Raw genomic sequence first — 14,900 nt, forward strand, 5'->3', positions numbered from 1 at the left:
TTGGGAAAGAACGGCCGCAGTCGCTCGATCTGCTCATCCGTCAGCCAAAACAGGTCGCTCATCCCGGTCTCCTTGCGGAGGCTGAATCAGATCGCGACGCTCACATCAATGGGTCCTGACCCTAGGCCGGGCGGTGGGAAAGAGGAGGGCGAACGCCTGCAATCACGCACGGGCGTAAGATCAACGGGAAATCGAGAGCAGACGTTTGTTGAGGTGATCGCATGTGGAGCAGGTCGCGCGCGTCAGCATTCCAAGCCACCTGCTGCAACACGTGTCAGCGTGGCCGGAAGCCGCTTCCTGCGCGGGCTGCACCGGCTACGGTGAATTGCCCATGACTCTGGGCGTTCGAGCTCGAGCCCACCCAAAGGTCGAACATGCCCGGGTCGATTACCCAGCCGCGCTCCGCGGCGTTCCAATATTGCACGCTCTTCTCGTCCAGCGTGAAGGACACGGTGCGTGTTTCGCCTGGCTTGAGGGTTACGCGCTGAAAACCCTTGAGTTCGCGCACCGGGCGCGATGCGCGACCTGCCTGCTGATGGGTGTAGAGTTGCACCACCTCATCGCCGACACGGTCACCGGTGTTCGTGACGCTGGTCGTCACGGTGACCTTGCCGCCGGGAAGTAGCGTCGGCGTGTCTAGTGACGGCGTGCCGATTTGGAAGCGCGTGTAGCTCAGGCCGTAGCCGAACTCGAATTGCGGGGTTGAAGGAATGTCCCAGTAGCGCTTGCCCTGATCCTTGGGCATGTGCGTGGTGTTGTGCGCGTAATAGATCGGGACCTGCCCGACGCTGCGCGGCCAGGTTAGGGGCAACTTGCCGCCGGGATTGACGTCGCCGAACAGCGTCCGCGCGATCGCGGTTCCGCCGCGTGTACCGCCGAACCAGGCATGCAGCACCGCCGGTGCACGCTCCAGCACCGACCCGAGTTCGAGCGGTCGTCCACTCATGGTCACGACGACCACCGGCTTGCCGAGCGCCATCACCGCGTCGAACAGCTTGATCTGGTCGCCGGGCAGTTTCAGGTCAGCGCGCGAGGCGCCCTCGCCCGACATGTCCTCGGCCTCGCCGAGCGTCAGGATGACAAGGTCTGATCGTCTGGCAAGCGCAACGGCCATGTCGAACTCGCGCGCGGTACGCGCGGCATCCCAGCGCGGCTCGGGCTTGGCTTGACCCGGTATCGTGATGCTTTCGAACATTGACGGCACGTTGCGCTTCAACTGCACACCGGGTGCGGTCTCGACCGTGGCGGCGGTGCCGAGCCGGTCGCGCACGCCTTCGAACACCGTTACGGTCTCGGGTAGATCATATTGGAACGACCAGGGCCCGAGCATGTCTCGCTTCGAATTGGCGCTGGCGCCGATCACCGCGACGCGGCGGTGCTGTCCGGCACTGAGCGGCAGGGCACCCTCGTTCTTGAGCAGCACGAACGAGCGTTCGGCAGCGCGCTCGGCTGCATCGCGGTGCGCCGGATCGGCGAGCGTGCGCCTGGCCTGCGCTTCATCGACGAACGGATGCTCGAACAGGCCCATCTTGAACTTGGCGACGAGGATGCGGCGCACCGCGCGGTCGAGTGTCGCCTGGGGCAACTTGCCTGCGCGGACCGAGGCGGCAAGCGTGTTCGCCGATGCCGCCGGACCGAACGACATCTCCATGTCGTTGCCGGCCGCGATGCTACGCACGGCCGCGTCCGCCTCGTCGCGTGCAAAGTGCTGTGTGACCTGGTTCTTGGTGCCGTTCGCATCGGAGACGACCCAGCCGCCGAACCCCATTTGACCGCGCAGCACGTCGGTCAGCAGCCACTTGTTGCCGACTGCGGGAACGTCGTTCAGGTCCATGTACGCACTCATGACGTTGCCTGCCCCCGCCTGCACGGCGGCGGCGAAGGGTGGCAGGATCACGTTGTAGAGTTGCGCATCGGACAGGTAGACGCCGTCGTAGTCGCGCCCGCCATCTGCGGCGGCATAGCCGGCGAAGTGCTTCGGTCCGGCAATGATGTGGCCGGGCGTGCCGATCGTGGGTCCTTGTAAGCCATGGACCTGCGCGCGGGCGAGCGCGGAGGCGAGGAACGGATCCTCGCCCGGGCCTTCGACGATGCGGCCCCAGCGCGGATCGCGCGCGACGTCGAGCATGGGCGAGAAAGCCCAGTGGATGCCAGCCGAACGCGCCTCTGCGGCTGCCACCGCCTGCGCGCGCTCGATGCCCTCCGGGTCCCACGACGCCGCGTTGGCGAGCGGCACGGGGAAGATCGTGCGGAAACCGTGGATGACGTCGTAGCCGAAGATCAATGGAATCTTCAGCCGTGTCTCCTCGACTGCCACCTTCTGCAGCCGGTTGATGATCGCAGGGTCGGTGACGAACAGCAGCGAGCCGACCTTCGCGTCGCGCACGACGGGAGCGAACTCCTCGTACTTGCCGAACATGAACTGCTGCGAGACCTGACCGGCTTTCTCCTCCAGCGTCATGGCGCGGAGAAGCGCATCGGCACGTTGTTCTGCCGAGATGCGCGCATCAAGCCAGGACTGCGGCGCCGAACTGTTCCGCTCCGCGGCGATCGACGATGCAGCAAGACCGGCCGCGATGACGGCAGTAAGCGCCAATGTAGCCACACGGGTTCTGCGCATCGTCGATCACCTCGTTGTTCAATTGTTCGCGTGCGCGTTCGGTCAGAAGGATAACCGCGCGCGGACGCCGGCGTAGCGGCGTGCGTTGCGTGAGAAGGTCTGCGCGACCAACCCCTGGGTGCCGCCGGACACGCCACCCAACGCGCTCGCATAATGCGTGTTGAAGATGTTGTTGACGAACAGCGCGACCCGCACTCCGCCGCGATCCTTCTGGTCGATGCCGACGCTGCCGTTCACCAGCGCGTAGCCGCGCTCGATGGAGTAAGGATCGTTCAGCAGCGAGAAGTTGACCGAGCTCTGGTAGCTGACATCGGCTTGGACAAAGGCGTCGAACGGCATTTGCTCTAGCGCGATGTCGTAGGTCGTACCCACGTTAAACTTCCATCTCGGCGCGTTGCTCAAGCGTTGACCCGCGAGGTCCTGGAACCCTGTCGTCGAGCCCGCGACGGGTAGGCAGCCTTGCGCGACGGTCTGTCCCAAGAAGCATTGCGCATTCGGGAACTCACGGATCTTGGCATCGGTGTAGCTGACACCGCCATCGATCAGCAGCGCTTCGACCGGACGCGCCTGGAACTCGGCCTCGACACCGCGCGTGCGTACCTTGCCGACGTTGTTCAACTGCAACTGGATTGTCTGATCGGGCAATTGCACGCCGGACTGCGCCTGGAAATCATCGAAGTCGGTCCAGAAAGCGGCGACGTTCAACTGCACGCGATTGTCGAGGAAGCGGCTCTTCAAACCGAGTTCATACGCGTTCGACGTTTCCGGGCGAACCGGTGCTGCGGCGCGCGCCGGCGTGAAGCCGGTCGAGATGTCGTAACCCTGGCCCTTGTACCCGGTCGAATAGGATACGTAAGCCATCACGCGTTCGGCCAGATCCTGTCGGATCGCGATCTTTCCGGTGACCACGCTGTCGGCAGCACTCCCGCGACAGACGTTCAAGCAGGTAGCGTTGTTGGCTGGCGGTGCCGCGGGGACGTTGGTGTTCAGATAACGAACCGAGATATCTTCGTGGTTCGCGCGGAGGCCGGCGTCGATGTGCGTGGTCGATGCCAGATCATAGGTGACCTGTGCAAAGCTGGCGTACGTCTTCGTACCGTTGCTGGAATTCCAGCGCGCGACGACCGGACCCGATGGACCGCGATCGAACGTGCGATCGGTCTTACCGTCGGAATAATAGAGGCCGAAGACGTAGCTGAACGGACCGCCGCCCTTCGAGGCGACGCGCAGTTCCTGCGCGAACTGCCGCGCGTGGAAGCCGCTCTGCGCGACGATGCCGTTCGCCAGTCCGAGAACAGGTCCCGAGATGTAGTCGAAATCCTCGGCGAAGCGAAAGCGCCAGTCCTGGTAACTGGTGATCGAGACCAAGTTCGCGGCACCGAGGTCGACGGTCACGCGTCCGCTGCCGTTCGACTGCTTGCTCTTGTTGAACAGCGGGCCGTCGATCGTGGTCTCGAAATTGTCGCGTCCGGGCCGGATCGAGCCTATTCGCTGCTGCACGGGTGCGCCGTACACCGCAGCGCCCGCCGGCACGCTGCGATACGTCCGCGCGGTGCCGCGCGCTTCGGCCACGGAGTGCCCCCCGATCAGGTCGATTGTCACCCCGGCGACCGGATCGATCGCGAGACGCCCGCGCACGCCGTAGCTCTTGTCGTTGTTGAGACGACGCCCATCATAGACGTTGCGGATGAATCCGTCGCGATCGCCGTAGAAGCCGTTCAACCGGAAGCCGACGCCATCGGCGAGCGGGCCCGAGATGACACCATCGATGCGATATTCATCGTCGGTGGTCGCCGTGCCGGTCACCGCACCCGTGAAGTTAGCGGTGGGACCCTGCGACACGATGTTGAGTGCGCCAGCGGACGCGTTCTTGCCAAACAGCGTGCCTTGGGGCCCACGCAGCACCTCGATGCGCGCGATGTCGCTCAATCCTGAGAATGCCTGCGCTTGTTGAAGCAGTGCCACATCGTCAACGATTACCGCGACCGATGGTTCGATCGCCGTGGAGAAGGCGACCGTGCCGATACCACGCAGGTTGATCGAGTTGTTGGTCGGCAGCGCGCCGGTCGTGACGGTCAGGCTGGGTGCCAGCCGCGGCAGGTCGGAAATAGTTGATACGTTGCGGTTGATCAGCGTGTCGGCGGTAATTGCGGTGATGGCGACCGGCACATCCTGCAGGTTCTGCTCCCGCTTCTGCGCCGTGACAACGATGTCTTCGAGAGCACCCGTGTCACTGGTTGACGTGTTCGAGCCTTGCTGATCGCCCGGCTGCGACAATGGACTGGCGGCGCCATTTCCGGGCGGCGTCGGTGAAGCTGAGATTGCGCCCTCTTGCGCCAAGGCGGGATGAGCGATCGCGAGCAGCGCGACGCTGGTGAGCAGAGTGAAACTCGCACGCATGGGAAATCCTCCCCCTGAATTAGTCGCAATTGGCTGCGATCTGGTAAGGCCAGTTATCCGTGCTGGTTTGGGACGTCAACTGCTTAGTCACGTCGCCGCTTGACACAAGCTCATCATCTTCCGCTATTGGACTGACCAAAAGGAGAGGCGCATGCGTATCGGCACGCGATGGTGGATCATCGGATTGGTGACCATCGGCACGGTCTTGAACTATCTGGCGCGTTCGTCGCTCTCGGTCGCGGCGCCGACGCTCAAGGGCGATTTTGCCATGACGACGCAGCAGTACAGCTGGGTGGTCGCGTCGTTCCAGGCGGCTTACACCGTGATGCAGCCCGTCGCTGGCTATTTGCTCGACCTGATGGGATTGCGGCTCGGCTTCGCGCTGTTCGCCGTCGGGTGGTCGGTCGCCAACTGCTGCCACGCCTTCGCAGTCGGATGGCCCAGCCTCGCATTGTTCCGCGGCATGCTCGGCCTGACCGAGGCCGCGGCGATCCCGGCAGGGTTGAAGACGGTGGCTGAATGGTTCCCGCCGCGCGAACGGAGCGTGGCGACCGGTTGGTTCAACATCGGCTCGTCCTTGGGTGCGATGATCGCGCCACCGATCGTCGTCGCCTGCATCGCGATATGGGGCTGGCAGTCCGCCTTCGTCGTGACTGGAGCCGTAGGAATCCTATGGGCCGGTATCTGGTATGGTTTCTACCGCAGCCCCGACGACTATTCGGGGCTGTCCCCAGCCGAGCGTGTGCATATCGATCAAGGCCGTGATGTTGAACTGGAAGGCCGCGGCGAAGGTCCGCTTAATTGGCGCGACCTGCTGCGCACGCGCGAGTTCTGGGGTATCGCAATCCCGCGTTTTCTCGCCGATCCGGCCTGGCAGACGTTCAGTTTCTTCATCCCGCTGTACCTGGTCGAAGCAAAGGGATTGGACCTGAAAAGCGTGGCTGCGTTCGCCTGGCTGCCGTTCCTGGCCGCGGACGCGGGATCACTGCTGGGTGGTTACATGGCACCGTGGGTGATGCGGCACTTCAACGTGTCGCTGCTGACCTCGCGCAAGATCGTGGTGACCACCGGTGCGTTGCTGATGGTCGGCCCCGCCTGTATCGGGCTGACGGTGTCTCCGGCCGCCGCGATCGCGTTGTTCTGTATCGGCGGGTTCGCGCACCAGATGCTGTCAGGCGCGCTGATGACGCTCGCGGCCGACCTGTTCGACCCCCGCATCGTGGCAACCGCTGGTGGCATGGCCGGATCGGCGGCGTGGATCGGCGGCATGAGCTTCTCGTTGCTGATCGGCGCCTTGGCGGACACGATCGGCTATAATCCGTTGTTCGCGGCACTGGCCGTGTTCGACTTCATAGGTGCCGCGGTGCTGTGGACGTTGCTGCGTCCACGTTCGCGCCCGCTCGCCGCCTAGTCGAGCAGTGTCGCGTAGACGTGGTCCGATCCGCGCGGCGGCACAGCGCCCGCGCGCAACACCACCCAGCCTGCGAGCCGGTGTCCGGCAAGGCCGGCGGCACGCTGATCGGCCCCGCGCAGCAGGGCGTGCAGATAGCCTGCGTTGAACGCGTCGCCTGCGCCGCTGGTATCCACGGGCAGGAGCTGGCGGGGCGGAGGCAGCGCCTCGCTATCGGGCAGCAGACAACCTTGCGCGCCCATCTTGACTACGACCGTGTCGGCACCCGTACCGTGCCATCGTGCCGCTATTTCTGCCGCGTCGGTGAACGTGCCTTGTATCGCGATCTCATCCTCCAGCGTGGGCAGTCCGATCGAGCAGCAGGCAATCGCCTGATCGCGCCACAACCGTGCTTCTGCCGCATCGGCCCACAATTTCGGCCTGTAATTGCCGTCGAATGCGACCTGCTTGCCCCTGTCCCGCATCCGTCTGGCCAACGCCAGCAGCGCTGATCGCCCTTCGTCTGGAAGAATCGCCAGCGAGATGAGCGAGAAGACGAGCAGATCGGCCTCTTGGGCGCGCGCCATCGCGGATTGGGTGCCCGGGAGTGCGAACACCTGCCGGGCCGCACTCTCGCCGCGCCAATAGCTGAAGGTGCGCTCGCCCTCGCTGTCGGTGCGAATGGCATACAGGCCCGGCAGGCGAGCGGGATCGGTCAGGATCAGCGACGTGTCCAACCCTTCGTCCTCCCAGTTGCCCCGAAGCGTGTCGCTGAACGGGTCGGCGCCCAAGGCGGTCAAATATGCGACGCTGTCGCCGCCGCGCGCCAGATGGATCGCGGTGTTAAGCGTGTCGCCGCCATAGCCCAAGCGCCACGCCGCCGCCTCTGACGCGCTTGACGATCCAAGCGACAATTCGAGCATTCCTTCGCCCACCACAACGATCAGCATCGCGCGCTCTCCATATCGCTTCGCGTGCGGGATGTGATATTGGTCAGTCCGCTGTCAACGAATGAGTCAATGCATGCCCGCCCACGCCACTGCATCAAATCAGTTCGCCGCAACGGGAGACCGCCTTTATCAGCGGCTCGCACACATTCTTGTCGAGCAGTTATCGTCGGGTCGGTACGCGATCGGAGATCGGCTGCCTGCGGAGCGTGAACTGTCGGTTGAGTACAACGTCAGCAGACCGGCCGTTCGTGAAGCGTTGATCGCCTTGGAAGTGCAGGGCTTTGTCGAAGTTCGCATCGGCTCGGGCGCCTTCGTCAGGCGGTTGCCGGGCGACAGCGAGGATCGGCCCGAATTCGCCATCACTGCGTTCGAGCTGACCGAAGCGCGTATGGTGTTCGAAGGGGAAGCCGCCGCACTTGCCGCGATCCACGTCAGCGATGCGGAACTTAGGGAGTTGAAGGAATTGGTTGACCGGATCGGCGAGGAGAACCTGCTGCCCGACGTGACCGAGGATGCCGACCGCGAGTTTCACCGTGCCATTGCCAAGGCAACCCGCAACGCCGCGATCCAGATGACGATCGAGGAATTCTGGCGGGTTCGCACCACGTCACCCGAGTGTGCCCTGCTTCATGACAAGGCACGACGCGCTAATGTTCGACCGGTCGTGGCCGAGCATCAGGCGATCTTAGAGGCGTTGAGCGATCATGATCCCAGCGCCGCACGCGTGGCCATGCGCGCGCACCTGTCGGCCGTGATGGACCATCTGCTGTTCGCCACCGAGGAGCGGGCGATCGAGGAAGCGCGTCGCACCGTCGCGTCCACGCGCGCACGCTATCGGGCAGCCGTGAACGTGTAACCAACGCCGCTCTGCCATTTTGACTGGTAAGGCCAATATGCTCCCGCTATACATGTGTCGAGAACGGGAGAGGCACGATGAACAACAAGGCGCGCTGCCTTTTGACAGCAATGTGCGCGCTTGCGCCAGTTGCGGCACTGCCGGCATGGGCGCAGCAGGTGTCCCAAGCGGAAGTATCGCCTGCGGGACAGCCGCGCAGTGAGATCGAACTTGCACAGGGGTGGCGTTTCCACCTGGGGGCGCTCGCGGCCGATCCCGTCACCACACCGCATGTCGACGCGACCTGGCAGCCGGTGTCGGTGCCGCACACGTGGAACCGGGTCGGCTACTACCGGCCTGATCCGGCGTCGCACGTCAACACCGAGCAGACGATCAACAAGACGCAGGGCGTCGGCTGGTACAGCCTTCGCTTCACACCTGCATCCGCACCGGGCAAGCGGCAGTGGCTCGAATTCGATGCGGCCAGCCGGATCGCCGACGTGTGGCTGAACGGACGCAAGCTGGGCACACACGCGGGCGGCTTCTCGCGCTTTCGTCTCGATGCCACCGATGCGCTGCGCCCTGGGCGTGAGAACATGCTGCTTGTTCGTGTCGACAACACCGCACCTGCCGACAAGGATGCGGCAACCGCAGACGTGCTGCCGCTGACCGGCGACTTCTTCGTACACGGCGGGCTCTATCGTCCGGTTCGTCTGATCACGACCGACCCCGTTCACGTCGACATGGCCGATTTCGGCGGTTCGGGTGTGGCCGCGACCACCGTCGAGGCGAGCGCGGACAAGGCGCGTGTGAACGTGCGGGCTCGCATCATCAACGACGGCCGCGGGCGCGCGCCGCTTCGTGTCATTGCGAAGCTGGTCGACGCGCAGGGGCGCGTCGCTGCCACCGCACAGCAAGGGGTCACGCTCGCCGCATCCACGCCGACGCAACAGGCACTGGTGCTGGACGTCGCGCAGCCGCATCTGTGGCAGGGCACGAAGGACCCGTATCTCTATACGCTGGTTGTCGACGTCGTGGACGCGTCGGGCAGGCTTTGCGACCGCGTGTCGCTGCCGTTCGGGATCCGCACCATCCGCGTCGATCCCGCGAGGGGGCTGTTCCTGAACGGTGAGCATGTCGTCCTTCACGGCGTCGGCTACCATCAGGATCGCGAGGGTAAGGGCTGGGCGATCACGCCACAGGATGTGGCCGCCGACATGGCGATCATGCGCGAGATGGGCGTTAACGCGATCCGTCTCACGCATTATCAACATGGCCAGCCGATCCACGACCTGGCGGATCGTTATGGTTTTCTGGTGTGGGATGAAATCCCGCTCGTCTCGTCATGGACGCGGCGGGGCGAGCTCGAGCCGAGGCCTACCTTGATCGCGAACGCGCGCCAGCAACTTCGCGAACTGATCCACCAGAACGGCAACCACTCCTCCGTTGTGAACTGGGGCATCGCCAACGAGGTGGATTTCGGCAACTCGTTCCCCGCGTTCCTGACCGGCTACCCCGACGGCAAATCGCCCGATCCGATGCCGCTGCTGCGCGATCTTCAGGCATTGGCTCACGCGGAGGACCCCGGCCGCCCGACCGCGCTTGCCACGTGTTGCGAGGGACGGTTGTTCGATCAGGGGACCGAGATCCCGACGACGGCGTTGGCCGCCGATCTGGGCGGCGCGAACCGTTATTTCGGCTGGTATTTCGGCAAACCGGCCGATCTCGGGCCGCACTTGGACGCATTGCGCGCCAAACGGCCGGATCAGCCGCTGTCCGTAACGGAATATGGCGCGGGCGGCGCGACGACGATCCACACCGATGACGTAATGGGCGGGCCGATCGACTCGCGCGGACGCATCCAGCCCGAGGAATATGAAAGCTACATCCACGAAGAAGCGTGGAAGACGCTCAAGGAGCACCCTTATCTCTGGGGCACGTGGCTGTGGAACTCGTTCGATTTCGCCACCACGATCCGCGCCGAAGGTGATGCGCAAGACATCAACACCAAGGGCCTTGTGACCTACGACCGCGCGATCCGCAAGGACGCCTATTATTTCTACAAGGCCAATTGGAGCGCGGCACCGACGGTCCACATCAACGGGCGACGCTACGCTGATCGTGCCTACGGTGTCACCGACGTTCGCGTCTACAGCAACGCGCCAGTGACCGAGTTGACGTTGAACGGCCGCTCGCTTGGAACACGTGAAGCCTGTCCCGACAGGATCTGCGTCTGGCGGAATGTGGCGCTCGACACCGGAGCCAATGAATTGCTGGCGCGCGGCCGTTTCGCTGCGGCGCTGGTTGAGGATCGTGTCTCCTGGCAGCTCGGCGCCGATGCACGCGCCAACGTGCGCATCGACGCGGGGACGATCGTCGCTGCACCCGCGACCCGGCGCTTCGGCTCGGACGCGTTCTTCAGTGGCGGGGAGGCAGGAACGCTCAACAAGCCGGCCGACTATGGCAAACCCGCCGTTGCCGCCGCGATTGCCGGAGCGCGCGACCCGGGCATTGCGGCGACCTACCGACACGGCCGTTTCAGCTATTCGGTTCCACTTCGCGACGGACGGTATCGGCTAACGCTGACCTTTGTCGAGCCATCACTTGCACCGGGCGAACGCGTGTTCGGCGTCACGGCGAACGGCAAACCGTTCGTCGCCGCACTCGATATCGCGCGTGAAGCCGGAGGCACATCGAGAGCAATCGAGCGAAGCGCCGTCGTCGCGGTGCGCGGCGGCAAGCTCGACCTCGCCTTCGTGCCGATCAAGGGCGAGGCGATCGTCTCGGCGATCGAGATCGCGGAGGCGGCACGTGGCGCGCGCTGATCGTGAGAACGCGACGCCCCGCATGACGCAGACGATGCGTTGGTTCGGGCCGAACGATCCAGTGCCGCTCGCGCATATCAGGCAAGCGGGCGCGTCCGAAGTGGTGACCGCGTTACACGACCTGCCGAACGGCGCCGTGTGGGAGGCAGAGCACATCGCGTCGCGCAAGGCGATGATTGCGGCGGCGGGACTTGGCTGGACGGTGGTTGAGAGTCTGCCCGTGCACGAGGCGATCAAGACGCGCGGTGACGGCTGGGATCAGTTGATCGACGCTTATCGTCGCAGCATCGTCGCCCTCGGCGCGAACGGCATCACGACCGTGACGTACAATTTCATGCCGCTGCTCGATTGGACCCGCACGGATCTCGCGTGGGAACTGCCCGACGGCGCGCGCGCGCTTAGGTTCGAGTGGGACGCGGTGGCGGTGTATGACATCCATATTCTTCGACGCCCGGGCGCCGAGGACGATTATGCGCCGGACGTACAGGAACGCGCTGCGCAACGTTTCGCCGTGATGGACGAAACGGCGCGACACGCCCTCGAACGGACGATCATCGCCGGCCTGCCCGGCAGCGAGGAAAGTTTCAGCTCGCCCGAATTCCTGCGCGCGCTCGATGCCTATCGACACACGGGTGCAGACCAGCTTCGCGCCAACCAAGTCGCGTTCCTTGAAGCGGTCTGTCCCGCGGCCGAAGAAGCGGGCGTGCAGTTGGTGGTGCACCCGGATGATCCCCCGTTTCCGATCTTCGGCCTGCCCCGCGTGGTCAGCACCGAGCAGGACGTGGCCGCGCTGTTCGCGCGCGTGCCTAGCAGGGCCAATGGCCTGTGCTTCTGCACCGGATCGTTCGGCGCCCGGCTCGACAACGATCTGCCGGGCATGGTGCGTCGGCTGGGCAGCCGCGTCGGCTTTCTCCACCTGCGTGCGGTCGCGCACGAGGCGGAACGCGTATTCCACGAGGCCGAGCATCTGGGTGGCGACGCACAGATGGCGGCGGTGGTCGCCGAGATCGTCGCGCTCAGCGCGCGTGAGCAGCGCGCGATTCCGATGCGTCCGGATCACGGTCACCAGCTCGCCGACGATCTCGAGAAGACCACCAATCCCGGCTATTCGCTGATCGGCCGCTTGCGGGGGTTGGCGGAATTGCGCGGTCTCGAGCACGGTCTCATCCATGCCCGACAGATGACCGGAGCGGCCGCATGAACAGGCCACTCACGCTTCACCCCGATCGGCTGTTCTCCAGCGACCCGGTCCAGCGTGACATCGCGCGCACGCTCTACGCCACGATCGCCGACGCGCCGATCATCAGTCCGCACGGCCACACCGATCCACGCTGGTTCGCCGACGACCGGCCGTGGACAGATGCGACCGCGCTGCTGCTCCAGCCCGACCATTATATCTTTCGCATGCTCTACAGCCAGGGCGTGCCGCTCGACGCGTTGGCGATCCCGCGGCGCGACGGCGATCCCGCTACCGACCACCGCGCCGCTTGGCGCACCTTCGCCGAGCATTATCATCTGTTCCGCGGCACACCGTCGCGTTTGTGGCTCGAGCACGTCTTCAACGAGGTGTTCGGCTTCGACGAAACGCTCGATGGCACCACCGCCGACCGGTATTTTGACCGGATCGGCGACCAGCTCGCAAGCGAGGCGTTCCGGCCTCGCGCATTGTTCGACCGTTTCCGCATCGACTTTCTGGCGACCACCGAAGGTGCGCACGACGACCTCGATGCGCATGGCCGCATTCGTGTATCGGGCTGGAACGGTCGCGTCGTGACCACCTATCGCCCGGACAGCGTGATCGATGTCGAGCACGAGCAGTTCGGCGACGCGATGCGTCGCTTCGCCGAACTGACCGGCGAGGACGTCTATCACTGGCGCGGATACTTGGCCGCGCATCGCACGCGCCGCGCGGCGTTCCGCGCGGCCGGGGCGACCGCGACCGATCACGGGCATCCGACCGTCGCCACGGCCAACCTGTCGATGACAGACGCGGAGGCGTTGTTCGGCCGCATCGTCGGTGGCACATGGAGCGTTGCCGATGCGGAATTGTTCCGCGCGCAGATGCTGACCGAGATGGCGCGCATGTCGCTCGAGGACGGCATGGTGATGCAGATCCATCCCGGCAGTTACCGCAACCACAATGCTGGATTGTTCGCCAGCCACGGACGCGACAAGGGCGCGGACATTCCGATGCGCACCGAGTTCGTCCGGTCATTGAGGCCGATGCTCGACGTTGTCGGCAACAGCGACGAACTCACCATCATCCTCTTCACGCTTGATGAGAGCGTCTACGCGCGTGAATTGGCGCCGCTCGCGGGTCATTATCCCTGCCTGCGCCTGGGCCCTGCGTGGTGGTTCCACGACAGCCCCGAAGGCATGCGCCGGTTCCGGGAGATGACCACGGAGACGGCAGGCTTCTACAACACGGTCGGGTTCAACGACGACACGCGTGCATTTCTGTCGATCCCGGCACGTCACGATGTCGCGCGTCGCGTCGATTGCGCATTTCTGGCGAAACTGGTTGCAGAGCACCGTCTGGCCGATTGGGAGGCAGCCGATCTCGCGCAGGAACTGACGAGCGGACTGGTCAGCCGGGCGTATCGCCTGTGAGGCTGTGTGACGTCTCCGCGCCGCGCCTGCCAACGTTCGTCGCTCAGCCGGACTATGATCGGCACGCGCAGCGCGCAGGTATCGTGCACCTAGGCATAGGCGCGTTCCATCGCGCGCATCAGGCACTCTACACTGATTCAGCGATGGCGGCGGGCGATCGCGACTGGGCAGTCACGGGGGTGTCGCTCCGCTCGCGTCAGGTGCACGACCAACTGACACCGCAGAATGGTCTCTACACCGTGACCGAGCGGCGTGCCGAAGGCGACACTACGCGGCTGATTGGCGCCGTGACCAGCATTGTGGTCGCTCCCGACGAACCCGGACGCGTCGCCGCCGCGCTCACGGCGCCTGAGACGCGGATCGTGACGCTGACCGTCACTGAGAAGGGATATGCGCCCAACGAGCGCGAAGGCGCCGCGGTAGGCGCCGTCCCAACGACGATCTACGATTATCTCGGCGCGGCGGTTATCGCGCGCCACGACGATGGTGCGGCGCCGCTCACGCTGATCAGCTGCGACAATCTGGCAAATAACGGCCGTGTTCTGCACGAGCGACTCTGCGCCCGGCTCGATGCGATCTCGCCGCAACATCGCCGTTGGTTCGAACAAGCGTGGACCTGTCCATCGACGATGGTCGACCGCATCGTTCCGGCAACTACCGCGGCGGACTTGGCCACGGTCGAGGCCGCGCTCGGGCAGCGCGACGATGGGGCGGTGATTACCGAGCCCTTCAGTCAGTGGGTGATCGAGGATCGCTTTGCAGGCGATCGGCCACGCTGGGAGGTAGCGGGCGCGCAGTTCGTCGCCGACGTCGAACCTTTCGAGACCGCCAAGCTGCGTATGCTGAACGGCGCGCATTCGGCGCTCGCCTATCTGGGGCTCGCCCGCGGACACACGTTCGTACACCAGGCGATTGCCGATCCGCAGATTGAGCCTATCGTCAGTCGCCTGATGCGCGAGGAAGCAGCACCAAGCGTCGTGGCAACGCCCGATCAGCAGCTCGACCGCTACGCCGACCTGCTGCTGGCGCGCTTTCGCAACCCGGCGCTGCCGCATCGCCTGCTGCAGATCGCGGCAGACGGTTCACAGAAGATCGCCGCGCGTTGGCTGTCGACGCTGGCTGATAATCGGGCTGCGGGGCGACAGTCGCTTGCGATCCTCCACGCGATCGCAGCCTGGGTGGCCTTCGTGCGCGGCGACAAGCATAAGGTCGATGATCCGAACGCGGGTGTGCTCGCCGAAGCATGGGCGTATGCAGGAAGCAACGGTGT

General features: G+C 64.8%; 9 protein-coding genes. 6 read left to right on the plus strand and 3 right to left on the minus strand.

Annotated elements, in window-relative coordinates; genetic code table 11:
• Window positions 1–274 precede the first annotated feature (274 nt).
• Both QZ847_RS16245 and QZ847_RS16250 read right to left on the minus strand, forming a co-directional pair.
• A complete protein-coding gene (locus QZ847_RS16245) occupies window positions 275–2,620 on the minus strand; it encodes a glycoside hydrolase family 3 N-terminal domain-containing protein (RefSeq protein ID WP_294358556.1) in 2,346 nt (781 codons plus the stop codon).
• A 42-nt stretch (window positions 2,621–2,662) separates the two neighbouring features.
• Entirely contained in the window at window positions 2,663–5,020 is a 2,358-nt protein-coding gene (locus QZ847_RS16250; protein ID WP_294358560.1) for a TonB-dependent receptor, read from the minus strand.
• Between the two features lie 151 nt (window positions 5,021–5,171).
• Here QZ847_RS16250 and QZ847_RS16255 point away from each other — a divergent pair, with 151 nt between their 5' ends.
• A complete protein-coding gene (locus QZ847_RS16255) occupies window positions 5,172–6,431 on the plus strand; it encodes an MFS transporter (protein ID WP_294358563.1) in 1,260 nt (419 codons plus the stop codon).
• Here the strand turns inward: QZ847_RS16255 and QZ847_RS16260 are convergent.
• Window positions 6,428–7,360, minus strand: a complete 933-nt coding sequence (locus tag QZ847_RS16260) for a sugar kinase (RefSeq protein WP_294358566.1) — start codon at window positions 7,358–7,360, stop codon at window positions 6,428–6,430. The genes QZ847_RS16255 and QZ847_RS16260 overlap by 4 nt on opposite strands.
• A 73-nt stretch (window positions 7,361–7,433) precedes the next feature.
• Here QZ847_RS16260 and QZ847_RS16265 point away from each other — a divergent pair, with 73 nt between their 5' ends.
• The 5 genes from QZ847_RS16265 to QZ847_RS16285 form a co-directional block, all read left to right on the plus strand.
• A complete protein-coding gene (locus QZ847_RS16265; protein WP_294358569.1) occupies window positions 7,434–8,216 on the plus strand; it encodes a FadR/GntR family transcriptional regulator in 783 nt (260 codons plus the stop codon).
• Window positions 8,217–8,374: 158 nt separating this feature from the next.
• Window positions 8,375–11,020 (plus strand): glycoside hydrolase family 2 TIM barrel-domain containing protein, encoded by a 2,646-nt coding sequence (locus QZ847_RS16270; protein ID WP_294358571.1) that lies wholly within the window; start codon window positions 8,375–8,377, stop codon window positions 11,018–11,020.
• A 22-nt stretch (window positions 11,021–11,042) separates the two neighbouring features.
• Window positions 11,043–12,221: a mannonate dehydratase gene (gene uxuA, locus QZ847_RS16275; protein ID WP_294358574.1), complete on the plus strand. Its 1,179-nt coding sequence runs from the start codon at window positions 11,043–11,045 to the stop codon at window positions 12,219–12,221.
• Window positions 12,218–13,630, plus strand: a complete 1,413-nt coding sequence (gene uxaC, locus QZ847_RS16280) for a glucuronate isomerase (protein ID WP_294358577.1) — start codon at window positions 12,218–12,220, stop codon at window positions 13,628–13,630. Before uxuA ends, uxaC begins: the two co-directional genes overlap by 4 nt.
• An 83-nt stretch (window positions 13,631–13,713) precedes the next feature.
• A partial coding sequence (locus tag QZ847_RS16285) for a mannitol dehydrogenase family protein (protein ID WP_294358578.1) occupies window positions 13,714–14,900 on the plus strand: 1,187 nt, incomplete at its 3' end.

It is taken from the genome of uncultured Sphingomonas sp., assembly GCF_913778135.1.
Taxonomy (GTDB): domain Bacteria; phylum Pseudomonadota; class Alphaproteobacteria; order Sphingomonadales; family Sphingomonadaceae; genus Sphingomonas.